The sequence below is a fragment of the Pseudoalteromonas sp. 31A1 genome (assembly GCF_011378815.1).
GTDB classification, from domain to species: domain Bacteria; phylum Pseudomonadota; class Gammaproteobacteria; order Enterobacterales; family Alteromonadaceae; genus Pseudoalteromonas; species Pseudoalteromonas arctica.
In genome coordinates this window covers 18,131-34,823 of sequence record NZ_WTKY01000007.1, presented here as the reverse complement: position 1 = coordinate 34,823, position 16,693 = coordinate 18,131, and the positions used below count along the sequence as shown (strand labels likewise).

The window sequence follows — 16,693 nt, the reverse complement described above, 5'->3', positions numbered from 1 at the left end:
GAGTTATCTTGAATGAAATTTCTTAGGGGAAGGATTCTACAATCAAAAAATTTACTTTTGTAGCTAGAAGATTGAACTTAAAACAATTTATTTTAATAAACCTGAATGGCTATGTTTAGCTAAATCTGACATCCGTGGATGTACCTGCCGCTAAATTACCGTTTTTATCAAGCGCCACTGCGCCAACCGTGCCCATTTTGTAAGAGTTAGGCAATGCTTTGTGCGCGGCTTGGTACTCTTTACTGGTTGCTTTGGCTTTATCTAATTTTTGTTTTGCTTTTAAAAGCGCTTTGTAACGAGGCTCGGTATCAAATAAGTTATTTTCGACAAGTTCAACACCTTGCTCTTTAGCAAACTCCTCAGCGCCTTGCCCACTAAGCATTACGTGTACAGAGTTGTTCATGACCAAACGCGCTAATTTAATCGGGCTCTCAATATGCTTTACACCCGCAACTGCACCTGCTTCACGGTTTCGACCATCCATTATGGATGCATCAAGCTCATGCCCGCCATCGTAAGTGTATACCGCTCCACGCCCTGCATTAAAATAAGGCGATTGCTCTAATACTGTAATTGCCGCAGTTACCGCATCTAAACTTTCACCGCCTTGGTGCAATACTTTATAACCTGTCTCTACGGCCTCTGTTAATTTAGCGCGGTACTGCTTTTCTTGAGCGGGTGTAAATCGTGCTTTTTCTATTGTCCCTGCCCCACCATGAATTGCAATGGCAAAAGGAGTCTCTGCAGCGAATACGCTATTACTTAAAGCAAAAAGGCTGCTCGCAAAAATTGCTAATAAGGGTGTTTTCATAATGAGTTCTTTTATGGGAAAGTTATAAACTAATGTGAATGGTTGCGGGCTTAATTTCAACTAAAGTGAGTTTAATGGCATAAAAAAAGCGCCTTAAGGCGCTTTTTAAAATTTTACGTGTTTGTAATACCAATTTTATTAAAAACATGATCATTCTAGCGTATTAAATAGCTCACTAACTACGTTGAAAATTATTTATATAGAACAACTATGTATCATAATTTTAGCCTTGTTATTGAGCCATTTCGTATCGCTATAATAGATCACTAATTTAATGCAATTGGTATAATTAAGCTTGTTTAGCTTTTAAACGCGCTAAACGTGCTACTTGATGAGTAGACGTTAAGAAAGAATAAATTGGTGCTAAGTAACCACGTTTACGAAGCTCTAAGAAATCAGCATCGCTTAACTCGTTTAGCTTTTTCTCATCGATAAGGTAAATACCGTTGATGTCTTTTTTCTCGCCTTTAATGTCTACTGTAAGCGTTTGCGCAATTAGTAGCTCTTTATCAGCAAGGAATTTAGTGAACGCTTCAGTTACTTGAGAAAACTCAATAAAAGATACAAGCGCTTCTTTACGACGTTTTAGGTAATCTGTTTCTTCGCCGTTTTCAAATAATGCATTACCTTCGTCTTCACCAACAAGCGCACTTGCTTCGTCAATTACGATACCGTATTGATCTTGATCTGGGTGTTTAACTAAGCCCAGTGGGTAACGAGTAGATGCCATAGGTGCAAATGCTGCAGTCCATTTACCATCTTCTACAAAAAGGTTTTCGCCTGGCTCTAAGCCAAACATAGCAACAGCTTGAAAAGTGCCGCTTTCGTTGTTTTTAACGAATGACATTGGAAACTCGTTTGCTACGCGTGCAAACTCATGTGCAACTACTGGCACTAAATGTTGAGTTTTCATGAATTCTACATTGATGCCGTTTTGAATTTTAGTGTTGGCATGTTTTTCGTTGTGTAAAGGCTGTACTTGTTGCTCCGCCATGTTACTGCTCCGTTTATTTTAATTTATATGTTTCATTGTTAATACCTTTAGGCTAATGCTTTTGAGCTAAAAAAGGAAGGGAAACTTTTATGACAACGACCATGAAAAAATAAAATTTAACTAAATCTGAACGTTGCTAAAAAACATACAGCTCAAACTCATAAATTTTGTTCAAAAACAACACACTTCATGGTTGATTTTAATACAAACCAAAGTTATTCATTAACATTGGTTAACAGTTAAGGACTGTTTTTTTGCGGTGTTTAGGCTTAAATTTGAGCAAATAAAAAAGGCCGCTTATATAAGCGGCCTTTAAAAGTTAAATTAGCACCTAAATTAAGGCGCCCAATATACTTCAATATTTATACTTGGGTGATTAAGCACAGCGCGAAGTGGCATGTCATTAACATCGCCGCCCGCTTTTGCTTGCTTATAAACAGCGAGTTTTTCTTCACCGCTAATTAAAAGCTTAACCACTTTAGATTGCGCAATAGCATTTAACGTAAGCGTCATTCGCTCAGTGATACTACCCGTCACATCACTTTGTATCGCATTAATTGCACATACTGTTTGCTCAGTTGTTAAACCGTGCTCTAAACCTTCTGCATTTGGGAATAACGACGCTGTATGACCATCTGGGCCCATGCCTAGAATAGTTACATCGTATGGCGCTTTTAAAGCACTGTAAGCGGCTTCACACACTTCACTGCCTTGCTGCGCGGTTGCAGCATCGTTTTTCATGGTTATAAAGTTTGCAGCACTGCCAAAATTTTGTAATAACGTGCTTTTAATAAACGCTTCGTTACTTTTTTCATGGCTTGGGTCTACCCAGCGTTCATCAACCATAGCAACATCAACATGTTGCCAATCTAAATCAAGCGTTGATAAATGCTTATAAGCGGGCGCAGGAGACGAGCCACCCGACACCATTAATACAGCACGGCCATCATTTTTAATACCATCACGTAGTGATTGCTCAAGCGTTGCAGAAAGCTCAGCTGTTAACGCATCTTTATCGTCAAAAAATTTTTCAACTAGTGTTGCCATGCTTATACCTTATCGCCTGTGTTAAACCACACGTGGCTTTTTTCTGCCAATAGTTCATCAGCATCCTCAGGACCCCAGCTACCAGCACGGTAAAGCGCAGGCTTGCCTTTGTCTTGCCAACGGTCAATGATTGGATCAATCCATTTCCACGCTTGACGAACTTCATCACGGTGAATAAATAATGATGGGTTATTTGCAGCGGCATCAAGCATTAAACGCTTGTACGCATCTGAGTGAAAACCATTGCTGTAAGCTTGTGAAAGCTCAATATTCATTGTTACTGGTTCAAGTTGCATTTGAAGGTTATCAAGACGCTTAGACATAAGCGTTAGTTGAATTGTTTCCTCTGGCTGCAAACGAATAACAAGACGATTGGGCTCGATATTACCCACGTTATCTTCGTAGATATTGTGAGATACTTTTTTGTATTCAACCACAATTTCTGCACAGCGCTTAGCCATACGTTTACCCGTACGAAGGTAAAATGGAACACCCGCCCAGCGCCAGTTATCAATATGCGCACGAATAGCTACAAACGTTTCTGTTTTACTAGAACCTTCATTTAGCTCTTCTAAGTAACCCGGTACAATTTTACCGTTTAAGTCACCTGGTACGTATTGACCACGCACAATATTTTCATCAACATCACCACCTACTAGTGGGCGAAGTGCTTCTAATACTTTTAATTTTTCGTTACGAATGCTGTTAGCGTTAAGCTTATTAGGCGACTCCATTGCAACTAAACAAAGTAGTTGTAATAAATGGTTTTGAACCATGTCACGAAGTGCACCGGCTTTATCGTAAAAACCAGCACGGCTTTCAAGGCCAACAGTTTCTGATAAGCTAATTTGGATGTTATCAATAGATTTAGCATCCCACATATTTTCAAACAATGAGTTTGAAAAACGTAGCGCCATTAAGTTTTGTACTGTTTCTTTACCTAAGTAATGGTCAATACGGAAAATTTGCTCTTCATTAAAAAATTCTGCAATTTTTCCATTAATTGCTTCAGCAGAATCACCGCAATAACCAATAGGCTTTTCAACAACAACGCGTGATGTAGGTGTAATTAAACCTTTAGTCGATAATATTTCACAACATGTGCCGTAAACAGCAGGCGGAAGCGATAAATAAAACACGCGAGACTTAGTGCTTTCGTGCTCATCTAAAATGCCTTTTAGCACATCCCAGTTGTCATCTGCTTCTGTAACATTACTTACCACTGGCACTAAAAAAGTAGAAAATGCTTTCCAATCTTTAGCGTTAAACTCACCTTTGCTTAAAAATTCTTGTAATGCTTTATGCGCTGTTTCTATGTATTCAGCACGTTTCGATTCTTCGCGTACTGTTGGTAGGATACGTGAGCCTTCAGGTAAGTTACCTTCTTGATATGCTCTGTACATTGCAGGTAGCAATTTGCGTAACGCAAGATCACCACCGCCCCCAAAAATTATAATATCAAAAGGATTAAGCATAGTTACTCTCTACGTTGTGATACCCAGTACACTTTATAAATGCGCGGGTATGCCTATTTATTGCTAGATTAGATGGCTTTTATAGCTGTATTTAAATAAAAGCCTGCTGAATTGTTCTGTATCGATGATTTATTATTATTTTTATCATTGCGCTTATTAAATGAGCCTTAGGGGCCCTGTATCTCCTCTCACAAAAATACAGACCCTAAGCACTCCAGCGCTACCCGTTCAAAGGTACTCGGTTTACTTACTTGCGTAAGCGAATTTTTTACTGCGTACGGTTTTGTTTGTAGTACGCCATTAAGCCGTTTGTCGAACTATCATGAGCGTGTTTAACGCTTTCATCAGTAAGTTCACTCTCAATTTTAGATGCTAAACCTTTACCCAGTTCTACACCCCATTGGTCAAACGAACATATTTCTAAAATAATGCCTTGGCAAAATATCTTATGCTCATACAGTGCAATTAAACGGCCCACTGTTTTAGCATCTACTGTATCTAATAGCATAGACGTTGTAGGACGATTGCCTTGATGAATTTTATGATTTAATAACTCATCAATCTCTGCTTGCGATTTACCCTTAGCGGTTAAATCAGCAGTAACTTGCGCTGCATCTACACCACTCATCATCGCTTCTGTTTGTGCAAAGAAGTTTGATAATAAAATATCGTGATGCTTATCAACATTCACTTGTGGTTTAACTGATGCAATAAAATCTGCAGGTACAATTACATTACCTTGGTGTAAACACTGATAAAACGCGTGCTGACCATTAATACCCGTCATGCCCCAAATAATTGGAACTGTAGTATAAGGTACCGTTTCGCCTGCAAAGTTAACGTGTTTACCGTTACTTTCCATTTCGCCTTGCTGTAAATACGCAGGCAACATATGCAGTGCTTGGTCGTACGGTAATATAGCTTGCGCTGTGTAGCCCAAAAAGCTCGTATTCCATACACTAAGCAACGCCATAATTAATGGTATATTTTGCTCAAACGGCGCAGATTTAAAGTGCTCGTCTATTTCAAACGCGCCTTCTAAAATTGCTTCAAAGGCGTCGTAGCCTAAATATAAAGCAATTGGTAAGCCTATCGCACTCCAAAGTGAAAAGCGACCGCCAACCCAATCCCACATAGTGAATACGTTTTCGTCGCTGATACCAAAGGCTGCCGTTTTTTCTAAATTTGTACTTACTGCAACAAAGTGTTTTGCAATTGTACTTTCATCTTTTGTTGTTTGTAAAAACCAGTCAACCGCTGTTTTAGCGTTTGTCATAGTTTCTGACGTAGTAAATGTTTTTGACGAAATAACAAATAATGTTGTTTCAGGGTCAATGGCTTTTAATATAGACGAAATTTGTACACCGTCAGCATTAGATACGTAATGAACATTTAACGTATCATCAGCAAGTGCTTTTAATGCCTCGGTTGCCATTTGTGGGCCAAGGTTAGAACCACCTACACCAATACTTACCACATCTTTTACCGCTTTACCGGTATAGCCTAACCATTTACCGCTACGAACTTTTTCTACAAACACTTTAATTTTAGCTAATTCGTTGTCTACGGCTTGTGTTACGTTTTCGCCATCCACTATTAATGGAGTGTGAGCACGATTACGAAGTGCCGTATGTAGTACTGAGCGATCCTCGGTGATATTGATTTTTTCACCGCTAAACATTTTATCGCGCCACGATGCAATATCGCATTCTTTAGCAAGCGACATTAAGTTATCAAAAACATCGTTATCAATAAGTTGCTTAGAATAGTCGAATAATACGCCTGATACTTGAGTCGAAAACTGAGAAAAGCGCGTGTCATCTTGTGCAAATAACGTTTTCAGATGTGTTTGTTTCATCTTAGCTGCACTTTGTTCTAGTGCTTGCCAACTTGCTAGTTGCGTTCGGTTAGACATGGAAATATCCTCTAGTTTTTTCAATCAATTGATTTAAAAATGTTTTTTATAAAAGCAAAACTCTTAACACTGCTTATTTACACTAAAATTAAGCGCCGATAGTATAGCTAAAAATGCAAAAAAAGTGTTGTTTTTATAATTTTAGATGCCGATGATAACGCAATTTTTAGCTTTTGACACCGGTATCATAAAAATTTTATAAATTAATTTACCCGCAATTTTAAAGGCAACGGGATAGCTTAATCAATCAAAATGAAATATTAATGAATTTTTATAAGCACAATAATTACTTTTTATAGTTATTCACTAATTATTAGGGCCTGTTTATCTTTCGAAGTTAAATTTGCAGCAGTGTGTTTGGCATTTAGGCAAGGCAGAGCCTATGTAGTGTGGTTATTCCCCATAAATAGGCGATAACGTGGAATAAATGCCAAACATGCGCTGCCCGAAGGGTTCTGCCTAGGGGCAATTTACTCTTTGTTACTCGGTTTTTACTTAGCCCACTAGGTTACAAACCTCACGCCGCGATTAAATAGCCCCTAGATTGAACAAATTTTAATCCTGAAAGGTCAACAGGCCCTAGGGCTTGTTTACCTTGCGAGCAAATAAACCTTAAAAACAAAAAAATCGGCCCTAAAGCCGATTTTGTATAAATTACAATCTTTGTTTAATTACTAAGCGCTAACCCGCCGCTTAGGTTATAAACCGTTTTGTATCCTAGTTGCATTAAATTAGTTGCAGCAATTTTTGAGCGGTTACCACTACGGCATAATAAAATGTACTTGTTATTTTTGTTTAATTGCCCTTCAAATACCGCATTTGCCATTCTACTAAGTGGTATATTTAATGTTTTTTCATCTAGCGTATTAAATAACTGAGTAACATTATTTGCTCCATGCTCATACGGCTCCCGAGTATCTATTAAATATGTATCGCTGGTGTTTAACATTACTTTAGCGTCATCAAAATTTAATTGCTGTGTATCAACCTCAGGTAACGCATTTACATAACCACACAATTGCGTGTTATCTACTTGTTTTGAAGCGTCGTACTGCTGTTTTTGTATTGCAAATTCATCAACTGAAATACTGCCGCTCACTAACGCATCAAGAAGTGGCGTTTGGTTTTGCTGTACAGCCCAGTTCATGGCAAAACATTGTTGGTAGTCGTGCCCTGAGCAAATAATACTGGTGCTATTAAGTTGCTCGCTCATTGCTAAAATAGAGCGTGCCATTGCTTTTGCATCCCCACCTATAAGCGATGTATTGCCAAGCCCTGCAGGCAGTATTAAATCGCCACAAAAACAGTAACGCGTTTCGCCATTACTGTTTTTTAATAAATAACTTACACTGTCTTTGCTGTGCCCAGGTGTAACTACTTTTTCAAGTACGTCGTTTGCCAAGTTAATACTTGCTGTATTTAGCGGCCAACCTAGCGAATCAACCTCACCTTTTATAACTCTTGAGTCAAGAACGCTGGTTAGTAAATTAGTCGCTGACTCTCGCTCTTGATGTAGATGGGTATTAAGCACCGCTGAAATAGTTAAGTTTTGTGTATTAGCTATTTTTTCAAAGCGCGGAATAAGCTCAATAATAGGATCGATAATTACAGCGTGCTTATCATCGCTCACATAAAGCCAACTACATGCACCTTGGTGCCTAAATTGAGTAAGGCCCAGTGCGCATACTTCTTGTTGTGGTGTGGTGCTGTCAGATACGATTAAACAGTTTGCCTGTAATATTGCTTTAAGAGCGCGAATACGCACACAAGCATCATCAATATCGTGTTGTGTTGCAGCAGGTCCATACGATAGCCTAATCGCGTTTTCGCTTTGCCACTTACTTGCACCCATTGCATCTAAAACAAAACTTGTTGATGCGCCTGTACTGCAAGCCGAGCCACCACTTACGCGAATGCCCGCAGCGTCAAATAAATCAATCACTTCTTTGCTCGTTAAATCGTTAACAGCAAAGTTAAGTGTGGTAGGCACGCTATAAGCAAAATCATGATTGAATGTAATATCGCCAAAGGTGTCTTTTATAGCGTTTTGTAACTGGCTTCGATAAGAGTTAAGTACGCTAACAGACTTAAACGTGTTGTCTGATTTATCAAGCAACATACTAAATAGCTTATTTAACCCTGCAATACCGGGTAGATTTTCGGTGCCTGAGCGCATTCCACTTTCTTGACCGCCACCCGCTATAAAAGGCGTGTACGCACTACCACTTCGAATATATAAAAAGCCAATACCTTTAGGTGCATAAAGCTTATGTCCCGAAAAAGGGGCATAATCTATTGTTGTATCGCTCAGCGCGAGCGCTTGTTTACCCAGCGCCTGAACGCAATCCACCATCCACGATACATTTTTATTACGGCGACGAATTACCTGCTCTATAGCGGGTAAATCTTGATACACACCGGTTTCGTTATTAACGGCCATGGTGCAAATCATCAATGCGTTATCTATATGCTGTGCTATAAAATCTAAATCTAAAATACCGTTGCTATCAACTGGAATAGCAAGTACCTCAGCATTAACGTCAAGTACGCTATTCCAGTGCTTAAGTGTGTTTGGCACCGCTTTGTGCTCAGTAGCGCCATATAATAATACGGGGTTTTTAATCGGGTGTTTTTTAGCCTCTATTAGCGTAGAAACCACCGCAGTTTGAATGCCTTCTGTTGCGCCAGAGGTAAATAAAATATCGCCATTACTTGCGCCAATAACCGTGTGTGCTTTTTGACGTGTTTGTTCTAATAAATGCTTGGCTTGTATACCTGTAATGTGCGGACTTGAAGGATTACCAAAACATATTTGCATGGTATGAGAAACAACATCAGCAATACAAGGCAACACAGGGGTCGTTGCGTTTGCATCAAGGTAAACCTGTTTTACTGGCTCATCGTGCAATAAAAACTCAGACATTAAAAAACGCACCTTATTACTAAAAAATATATCTTATTACCAATAGTACATAAATTTACAGGTAATGAGTAATAATCAATTAGCACTAGAGGTGCGTTTACTATTCTTTTTTAGACTAAAAGTCTGTTTACTTAATTATTCACTGGCCTCTTTACTTATCTCTTCATGCGTTGACGACCAAGCTGTTATTAGCGCTTTTACTAATGAAGCCAACGGGATGGCAAAAAATACGCCCCAAAATCCCCACAAGCCACCAAAAAATAATACCGCGACAATTATAAATACCGGATTTAAATCAACCGCCTCAGAAAACAGCAGTGGCACAAGCACGTTGCCATCAAGCGCCTGAATAATTCCGTAAATAATTAAAATGGTCCAAAACTGTGTTTCTAATCCAAACTGAAACAGCGCAACTGCCGCTACCGGAATAGTGACGAGTGCCGCGCCAATAAATGGAATTAATACCGACAAGCCAACAAGCACACCAAGTAATGCGGCGTAGCGTAAATCTAAAACAGTAAATGCAATAAAAGACACACCACCAACAATTAAAATTTCAAACACTTTACCGCGAATGTAATTCATAATTTGTTGATTCATTTCGTGCCACACTTGCAAAATTAAGCGTCGTTGCTGCGGGATCAGTTTAGCAATACTCCCCGTTAGCTCCAGCTTATCTTTAAGCATAAAAAACACCAGTAACGGCACAAGTACTAAATATATAAGCCATGCAACAACATCTTTTAATGACGTAAGTGAAAACGACAATACAGTTTGACCAAACTCAATGATTTTAGCTTCTACCGTTGCAACAATAGCTTGTACTTGATCTATGTTAATTAAACTTGGGTATTGTTCAGGTAAAGCCATTAAATAAGACTTCCCTTGCTCTAACATATGCGGGGTTTCTTGCACTAAGTTACTGGTTTGCTTCCAAAGCACTGGGCCAATAACCAAAATAAGGGTGAGCATAATGCTAATAAATATCAACATTACAATAATCGTTGCAGTAAAACGTTTTAAGCCAACGCGCTCTAAATGAATAACCGGCCAATCAAGTAAATAAGCAATAACCAATGCTACAAGCACAGGAACAATTAACGAGCCAAAAAAGTAAAGTAAGGCCACTGAGGCTAATAATAAAAATAATAAGGTAGACGAATGAGGATCCGAGAACTTCCTTTCGTACCATGTTTTTACGTATTCAAACATGTAATGGCTCCACTAATAACAACCCACGTTGTTTATCAAAATTGTAACTATAAGCATTTTTTTGCAAAAAACGTTCAATATCGTTCGCACTTTCACCTTTATTAAGACTAAAAGTGATACGTTGTTTTGAAGATTGCGCACTTCGTAGCGCAAGTTTAAACTGCACAAATTGCTGAGGGCATTTAAACTCTTTTAAATCGCGCTCTACCATAACTACTTTATCCGTATAGTAAATGAATAATAAGTCGCATATTGTCGGTCAATATACTTATATACCCAAACCGTTGTAACTTTTTGTTAAAACAATACCTGCAATAGTTTATCCTTATAACATAACTAGCAGTAAGGATAAGTTAATGCCTGGCACGCATAATAAAGCGCAACTACCCAGTAATCCAACACTCAAAGAGATTAATTGGTTTAAAAAGCAAATTAATTGGGGCGAACTACCTCCTTTTTATCACCTTGTTGCCTCATCAATAAGCGAATCTGAAGGGATTTTAGATCATGGATTCGATAATGCAGTTAAACAACTTATAGATAAACGCAATTGGAACTTAGATTTATTAGAAGGCCATGAAGACAGCTTTGGTGTAATACATACTAAACATAAGCCACGTATAGCGCTGCACCAAGTATTTACCGACAGAGGCTTTGAGTTATGGGCACAGCCTTATGCTAAAGATGTTATTGTTGACCAATACGTAAAAGATAATCGCTTTATGGAATTTAGAGTGTGGGATCCGCATTCAATGAAAAATCTAATCAGAATAAATCAATTACATAAGTTTATTGGCTTTTATTTTGAACGAGGCGACAAAGCAGATAAAGCCATTATTTTACATGCACATAAAGTAGTACATAAAATTATTACTTTTTTGCAGCGAGAATTGAACGTTGTAAAGCTTGATGGAGTCACAATAAAAGAACTATACCAATTGTGCGAAAAAGACAGCCGTGCAAGCAGTGACGAAATAGACATAGCCAAAATTGCAATTGGCGAACCAATTAACAAGGAATAAAATGCAGCTAAAATCAGCATTTATCACTTTATGCAGTGCCGCGCTTACGTTCAGCTTATTAGTAAGCGAACCTTTAAAAGCGCAAACTAACTTTACTCTTCCTGATTTAGGAACATCTGCATTACAAGCGCTGCCACTTGAAAAAGAAAAAGCTATTGGCGAAGTAATGATGATGCAAATACGCGGTTCATCGCCCGTTATAAACGACCCTGTGCTAGATGAATACCTCACGACTATTGGCCGTAAACTTGTTGCTAATGCTAACGATGTGCGCTTTCCGTTTTCGTTTTTTTGGATAAACAACTCAGAAATAAACGCCTTCGCCTTTTACGGCGGGCATGTAGGTGTGCACACAGGGTTAATAGCACAAGCCGATAACGAGAGCCAGTTTGCCTCTGTACTTGGCCACGAAATTGCTCACGTAACACAGCGCCACTTAGCACGTAGAATTCAACAACAACAGGATAACAGCGCGCTGACCATTGCCGGTATGATTGCCGGTATACTGGCAACAGTTGTTGCACCCGACGCCGGCATTGCCATTATATCAGCGAGCCAAACGCAGTCTGCTTTTAGTCAGTTAACGCATAGCCGCTCAGCCGAGCAAGAAGCCGACCGTATAGGTATGCAAACTCTTAATAATGCGGGTTTTGATGCACGTGCATCGAGCGAATTTTTAACTAAACTTGCAGCGCAAATTCGCTATAAATACAAGCCACCTGCGTTTTTGCTTACTCACCCATTACCAGAGAGCCGCGTATCAGACGTACGCTTGCGGGCAGAGCAGTATCCTCAACGCCATATAAACGCGAGCCTTGAGTTTAGTTTAGCAAAAAGTCGCGTACTGGCACGTTATTACAACAAACCAGAAAAAGCGGAAGACCTATTTAGAAAGCTCCTTCGCGAAAACACCTACAACAATACAGCATTAAAATACGGTTTAGCTATTAGTTTGCTTGATCAAAAAAAGCTTGATGAAGCAGCGCCAATGTTAGATGAGCTTTTAAAAAACGATCCTAAAAACCTATTCTATATAGACACTCATACCGATTTACTCATCGCACAAAAAAAGGCAGATGAAGCCGTTAAATTTTTAGCGGATTTAAATCAGTATCGCCCTAATAATCAGGTAATTACACTTAACTATGCCAACTCAGCACTTGAAGCTGAGCAATATGAACTTGCCGAAAACATTTTAAAGAGTTTTTTGCTTGAAAAGCCAGATCACAACTTAGGTAAACAACTCCTTGCTGACGCGTATAAAAAACAAGATAAATTAGCCTCTTACCACGAAGCTAACGCTGATGTATTAGCGCAATATGGTGCTTACTTAAAAGCCGCTGATGAAATCCAAAAAGCGCTTAATTTCGTAGAATCAACAGAACTTGTAAAACAACAGCGTTTAAAAGCACTGCTTACTCAGTATCGACTTTTACAAAAAGAGCTAGCGAGGCTTTAAGTCTGCAAGCGCTTACCCTAAAATAGACGCAATTCACACTTTGGAATCATTTTATGTCTGTTACTATTTACCACAACCCTCGCTGCTCTAAATCGCGCGAAACGCTGGCGCTACTGCAAAGTAAAGCGGTAGAGCCAAATATTGTAGAGTATTTAAAAACGCCTCTTACTCACGAGCAAATTTCAATGCTTGTAAGTCAGCTTGGTTTTTCATCAGTACGCGAACTAATGCGCACTAAAGAAGATGCTTACAAAGAACTTAATTTGAAAGATGAAAGCAGTGAGTCAGCATTAATAGACGCCATGGTACAAAATCCAAAGCTAATTGAACGCCCTATTGTTGTTAATAACAATAAAGCAGCTATTGGTCGTCCGCCTGAAAACGTACTAAGCGTTTTATAATGAGCGAAACCATTGTGGTACTTTACCACTCAAGCCATGGCTCAGTTGAAGCAATGGCTCACGAAATAGCAGAATCAATTGAGCAACAAGGCGCAACTGCCCTGCTGCGTACTTTTGTAGCTAAAAATCCGCACGACATTGTAATAACCAAAGATGATTTAATAAATTGTGATGGTTTAGCATTTGGTACGCCAACGCGATTTGGCATGATGGCCTCTCAAGCTAAAAGCTTTTGGGAAACTACCAGCGACTTATGGTTAAAAGGTCAGCTAATAGATAAGCCAGCGTGTGTGTTTTCGTCATCAAGCAGTATGCATGGTGGTAATGAAGCAACCTTACTTAACTTATCTCTGCCACTATTACACCACGGTATGATGCTACTGGGCGTGCCGTACGATGTACCCGAACTACTTGCAACACAAACAGGTGGAACACCATACGGTGCAACACACGTTGCTGGCAGCGCTAATAGTGCACAGCTAAGCAAAGACGAAATTAAAATATGCCAAAGCGTTGGTAAACGCCTTACTCACATTGCGAGAAAACTTAAATGAATACCGCTGACAACCCAGCTAAAAAGCCGATTACAGTAAAGTTTCAGCGTGCCGCACTATTTGGCTATGTAGGTTTACTTGTTCTTATTCCACTGTGGATGTATTTTGTGCCACCTCTAAATGGTAATGCGAGTTTAGTGTCTTTATTTGTACCTATTATTCCGTTACTACTGCCGTTAAGAGGCATAATTAAAGACAGTACATACACTTATGCGTGGGCTAACTTTGTTGTAATGCTGTATTTTATTCACGGGCTTACCATGCTGTGGGCAGCGCCAGATGAGTTAATTTGGGTATTGCTAGAGCTTGTGTTTGCCTCTTCAATGTTTATTGGCTGTACGTATTATGCAAGGCATCGCGGACAAGAGCAGGGGTTAAAAATCCGTAAGCTTAAAGAAGAACTAGCTGAAGAAAAAGCAGCAAATGAGCACGGTAAATAAGGCTTAACCATAAACGGTTATAAATACAAAAAACGCGCTTAAATTGCTTTAAGCGCGTTTTTTATTAGCTGTTTAAAAGTGACTAAACTAAATCACTTAAGGCAGCTAGCACCACAATGCTCGCTAACCCTATTTGAGCCACTAAGCTAATAAACGAAAAGCCCCTAAGCACAAATAAACCCCAAGGGTGTTTAATATGCGGATATAACGCGCAACGTTTTAAAGTGGTTGCAAAGAAAAAACAAATCACCGCCGCCATAGTTAAACCCAGCGTCAGCTCACTTTTAATAGAGAGTGTTTCATCAAAAAAGAAGAACAACTGTAAAGGCAGCAGTATAGTGACGATAGCGTGCAGCACATGTACTTTTTTAATGCGATCAAACTGCCCTTCTGGCGAAAGCTCTTTAATACCAAAGTCACGTTCTAAGCATTTAACTAAGTTATTGGCTTTTATACTTACCGCTAAACGGTAACAGCTTAAACCTTCTTTATTGCGCGCTCTAAAGTCGTATCCGGCTTTAATTAGCAGTACCATAAGTGATTCATTTTTAGCAAATACAGCATAATGAAGTGCTGTATTACCTAAATTATCAACCGCTTTTTTGTCTTGCTTTGCAAGTAGCGTTTCAACCACATTTACAAAGCCTTTTTCGGCGGCCCACATAAAAGCTGTTTTATTGTTTTCATCAGCAAGAACACCTGTAGCGCCTTGCTCAATAAAGCGCATTGCCATTGTTTGCTTGGCTGTTTTTTTACGCAGGTGCGTTAATAATGCTTTTTCTAGCAGTACAACAGAGTCAACATCAGGAGAAACCTGTGTAAGCAACGTAAAATAATCTTTACCCGCTGCTACTTTTTCGCTGGCAAGTTCAGAAAGAGTATCTAAATCAGCAATAGACTCTGGAATAAACGCACTTAAACGCTCTCTAAAATCAACTTCTTTCCAAAGCGCTAATGTATCCTTTGCCGAAAGCTTACTGTTATTATTTAGCGCATGCTCAATTAACGTGAAATAGCGCTTACTAAAAAACAAATCAACTAAAGACAGTGGCGTATCTATGGTGTTTTGCGCAGCCACACTTGCGTATTTTTCAAGGCGTTGGCATAGCATAAGCACTAAGCTTTCAGGGGTGTATTCATTATCGTAGTAATGGCTTTTAACCGCACTAATATACGCTTGTGCGTCTTCGTCATATTCAGAGATATGTTGAAAGTAACATTCTTCAAATGGTTCTAGCGGGGTTAGCCATGCCAAATAATAAATAGGCGGTAACACGGTGGTGCATACACCATCGTCTTCATTTGTAGAACGACAAGCAGGCCAAGCTTCCAAAGCATCTAAAATAAAGGCACCGTTTTGTTCTACCAGTCCTTTAATAAGTAATGGGTATTCCTTTGGCCAAATCAGTACATTTTCCATTAAAACAACACAACTCCAGTGTGGCTTGGGGGTGGTAAGTTATATCAGTTTTTAGCTGACACCACGCTTAATCAAAGTGTCGATATTCTAGCACACCTTTGTTTTGCTGCTAGCGCAAAATTACGCAATAACAACAATCCTTTACTTACAAATATAAAAACGGCCAAGTACATAAGTAATTGGCCGTTTTTGAGGTTGGAGTTGGGCTTAATCAGAGCCAGACAAATAGTCTATTTACTTTTTAACTCGCTAATAACTTGATCTAAACCCACTTCAGAAATACGTTGAATAATCTCTTTTTGCTTAGCACTTAATAGTGAAATGCCTTCGGCAACAATATCGTATACTTTCCACTCATCATTTTTACCTAAACGAAGCTTAAAACTTAAGTCAATTGTAGGCGCATTTGGCTCAATAATTTGTGTATTAACTGTTGCGTACTCAGAGTCACTTTTTGCGTTATTACGCTCAAATACTACTTTTTGACCTGTGTACTTCATTAGTGCACCAGCGTATGTGCCTGTTAAGTAATGCTCTACTGCATCTATAAATTGAACAGCCTGTTCGCGCTCAATGCCTTTAATGTGCTTACCTAATAATTTAAACGACACAAACTTAACATCAATATGTGGCATTAAACGTTTTTCAACAATGGCAGCCATCGCTTCTTTGCTTGCTGTGCCTTTTGAATTTACTTGGCCAATGTCTGCAAATAGCTTATCGGCTACTGATTCAAGTAACTGATCTGGCGATTGCTGAGTTTGTGCAAATAACGAACTACTAAAAAAAGCAGTGGCTAAAACGAATAGTTTAAAGAGTTTCATAATTGTATATGTCTGTGTGATTAAGATGGCTGTAATTTACGCGAACTATACGCAATAAAAAAGGCACAAATAAGCAACTTATTAATGCCCAAATCGCACCAATAAAATAACTAAAATAAATTCAAGCAGTTAGAAAACTCCATTAACAGGCCATATACAACCGGCATTTTGTCCTCATTGTAATTGTTAATAGGTC

14 protein-coding genes and 1 pseudogene are annotated in these 16,693 nt (G+C 39.0%); 5 read left to right on the top strand and 10 right to left on the bottom strand.

Annotated elements, in window-relative coordinates:
- Nucleotides 1-133: 133 nt before the first annotated feature.
- From GQR52_RS08975 to GQR52_RS08940, 8 genes and pseudogenes are all read right to left on the bottom strand, one after another.
- Nucleotides 134-811: pseudogene (locus tag GQR52_RS08975) on the bottom strand (isoaspartyl peptidase/L-asparaginase); the annotation flags it as partial.
- Between the two features lie 289 nt (nt 812-1,100).
- Nucleotides 1,101-1,805, bottom strand: coding sequence for a SapC family protein (locus GQR52_RS08970; RefSeq protein ID WP_002961447.1), 705 nt, complete (start codon nt 1,803-1,805; stop codon nt 1,101-1,103).
- A 336-nt stretch (nt 1,806-2,141) separates the two neighbouring features.
- Nucleotides 2,142-2,852, bottom strand: a complete 711-nt coding sequence (gene pgl, locus GQR52_RS08965) for a 6-phosphogluconolactonase (protein ID WP_007581060.1) — start codon at nt 2,850-2,852, stop codon at nt 2,142-2,144.
- 2 nt (nt 2,853-2,854) lie between these two features.
- On the bottom strand, nt 2,855-4,327 hold the full coding sequence (zwf, locus tag GQR52_RS08960; protein WP_101163306.1) for a glucose-6-phosphate dehydrogenase: 1,473 nt from the start codon (nt 4,325-4,327) through the stop codon (nt 2,855-2,857).
- Nucleotides 4,328-4,595: 268 nt separating this feature from the next.
- Nucleotides 4,596-6,242 (bottom strand): glucose-6-phosphate isomerase, encoded by a 1,647-nt coding sequence (pgi, locus tag GQR52_RS08955; RefSeq protein ID WP_165728204.1) that lies wholly within the window; start codon nt 6,240-6,242, stop codon nt 4,596-4,598.
- A gap of 667 nt (nt 6,243-6,909) precedes the next feature.
- Nucleotides 6,910-9,165 (bottom strand): aminotransferase class V-fold PLP-dependent enzyme, encoded by a 2,256-nt coding sequence (locus GQR52_RS08950; RefSeq protein WP_165728203.1) that lies wholly within the window; start codon nt 9,163-9,165, stop codon nt 6,910-6,912.
- A gap of 135 nt (nt 9,166-9,300) precedes the next feature.
- Complete coding sequence (locus GQR52_RS08945) at nt 9,301-10,377, bottom strand: AI-2E family transporter (RefSeq protein ID WP_165728202.1); 1,077 nt, start codon at nt 10,375-10,377, stop codon at nt 9,301-9,303.
- The gene (locus tag GQR52_RS08940) at nt 10,370-10,588 is read right to left on the bottom strand and encodes a sulfurtransferase TusA family protein (protein ID WP_002961455.1); all 219 of its coding nucleotides are present in this window, start codon (nt 10,586-10,588) and stop codon (nt 10,370-10,372) included. The genes GQR52_RS08945 and GQR52_RS08940 overlap by 8 nt, the downstream gene beginning before the upstream one ends.
- 145 nt (nt 10,589-10,733) lie before the next feature.
- Between GQR52_RS08940 and GQR52_RS08935 the strand changes: the two genes are divergently transcribed.
- The 5 genes from GQR52_RS08935 to GQR52_RS08915 are packed head-to-tail and all read left to right on the top strand — an operon-like array spanning nt 10,734 to nt 14,253.
- Nucleotides 10,734-11,399 carry a hypothetical protein gene (locus tag GQR52_RS08935; protein WP_165728201.1) on the top strand — a complete coding sequence of 222 codons (666 nt, stop codon included), beginning with the start codon at nt 10,734-10,736 and terminating at the stop codon, nt 11,397-11,399.
- Nucleotide 11,400: 1 nt separating this feature from the next.
- On the top strand, nt 11,401-12,858 hold the full coding sequence (locus tag GQR52_RS08930; RefSeq protein ID WP_165728200.1) for a M48 family metalloprotease: 1,458 nt from the start codon (nt 11,401-11,403) through the stop codon (nt 12,856-12,858).
- Nucleotides 12,859-12,911: 53 nt separating this feature from the next.
- Nucleotides 12,912-13,259 carry an arsenate reductase (glutaredoxin) gene (arsC, locus tag GQR52_RS08925; protein WP_165728199.1) on the top strand — a complete coding sequence of 116 codons (348 nt, stop codon included), beginning with the start codon at nt 12,912-12,914 and terminating at the stop codon, nt 13,257-13,259.
- A complete protein-coding gene (gene wrbA, locus GQR52_RS08920; protein ID WP_165728198.1) occupies nt 13,259-13,813 on the top strand; it encodes an NAD(P)H:quinone oxidoreductase in 555 nt (184 codons plus the stop codon). The genes arsC and wrbA overlap by 1 nt, the downstream gene beginning before the upstream one ends.
- Nucleotides 13,810-14,253, top strand: a complete 444-nt coding sequence (locus tag GQR52_RS08915) for a DUF2069 domain-containing protein (RefSeq protein ID WP_165728197.1) — start codon at nt 13,810-13,812, stop codon at nt 14,251-14,253. The genes wrbA and GQR52_RS08915 overlap by 4 nt, the downstream gene beginning before the upstream one ends.
- Before the next feature lie 82 nt (nt 14,254-14,335).
- Here the strand turns inward: GQR52_RS08915 and GQR52_RS08910 are convergent, their stop codons facing one another.
- Together GQR52_RS08910 and GQR52_RS08905 are read right to left on the bottom strand one after the other, a co-directional pair.
- Nucleotides 14,336-15,673 carry an ankyrin repeat domain-containing protein gene (locus GQR52_RS08910; RefSeq protein ID WP_165728196.1) on the bottom strand — a complete coding sequence of 446 codons (1,338 nt, stop codon included), beginning with the start codon at nt 15,671-15,673 and terminating at the stop codon, nt 14,336-14,338.
- Between the two features lie 230 nt (nt 15,674-15,903).
- Nucleotides 15,904-16,497, bottom strand: a complete 594-nt coding sequence (locus GQR52_RS08905; protein WP_007583914.1) for an ABC transporter substrate-binding protein — start codon at nt 16,495-16,497, stop codon at nt 15,904-15,906.
- Between the last annotated feature and the right edge of the window lie 196 nt (nt 16,498-16,693).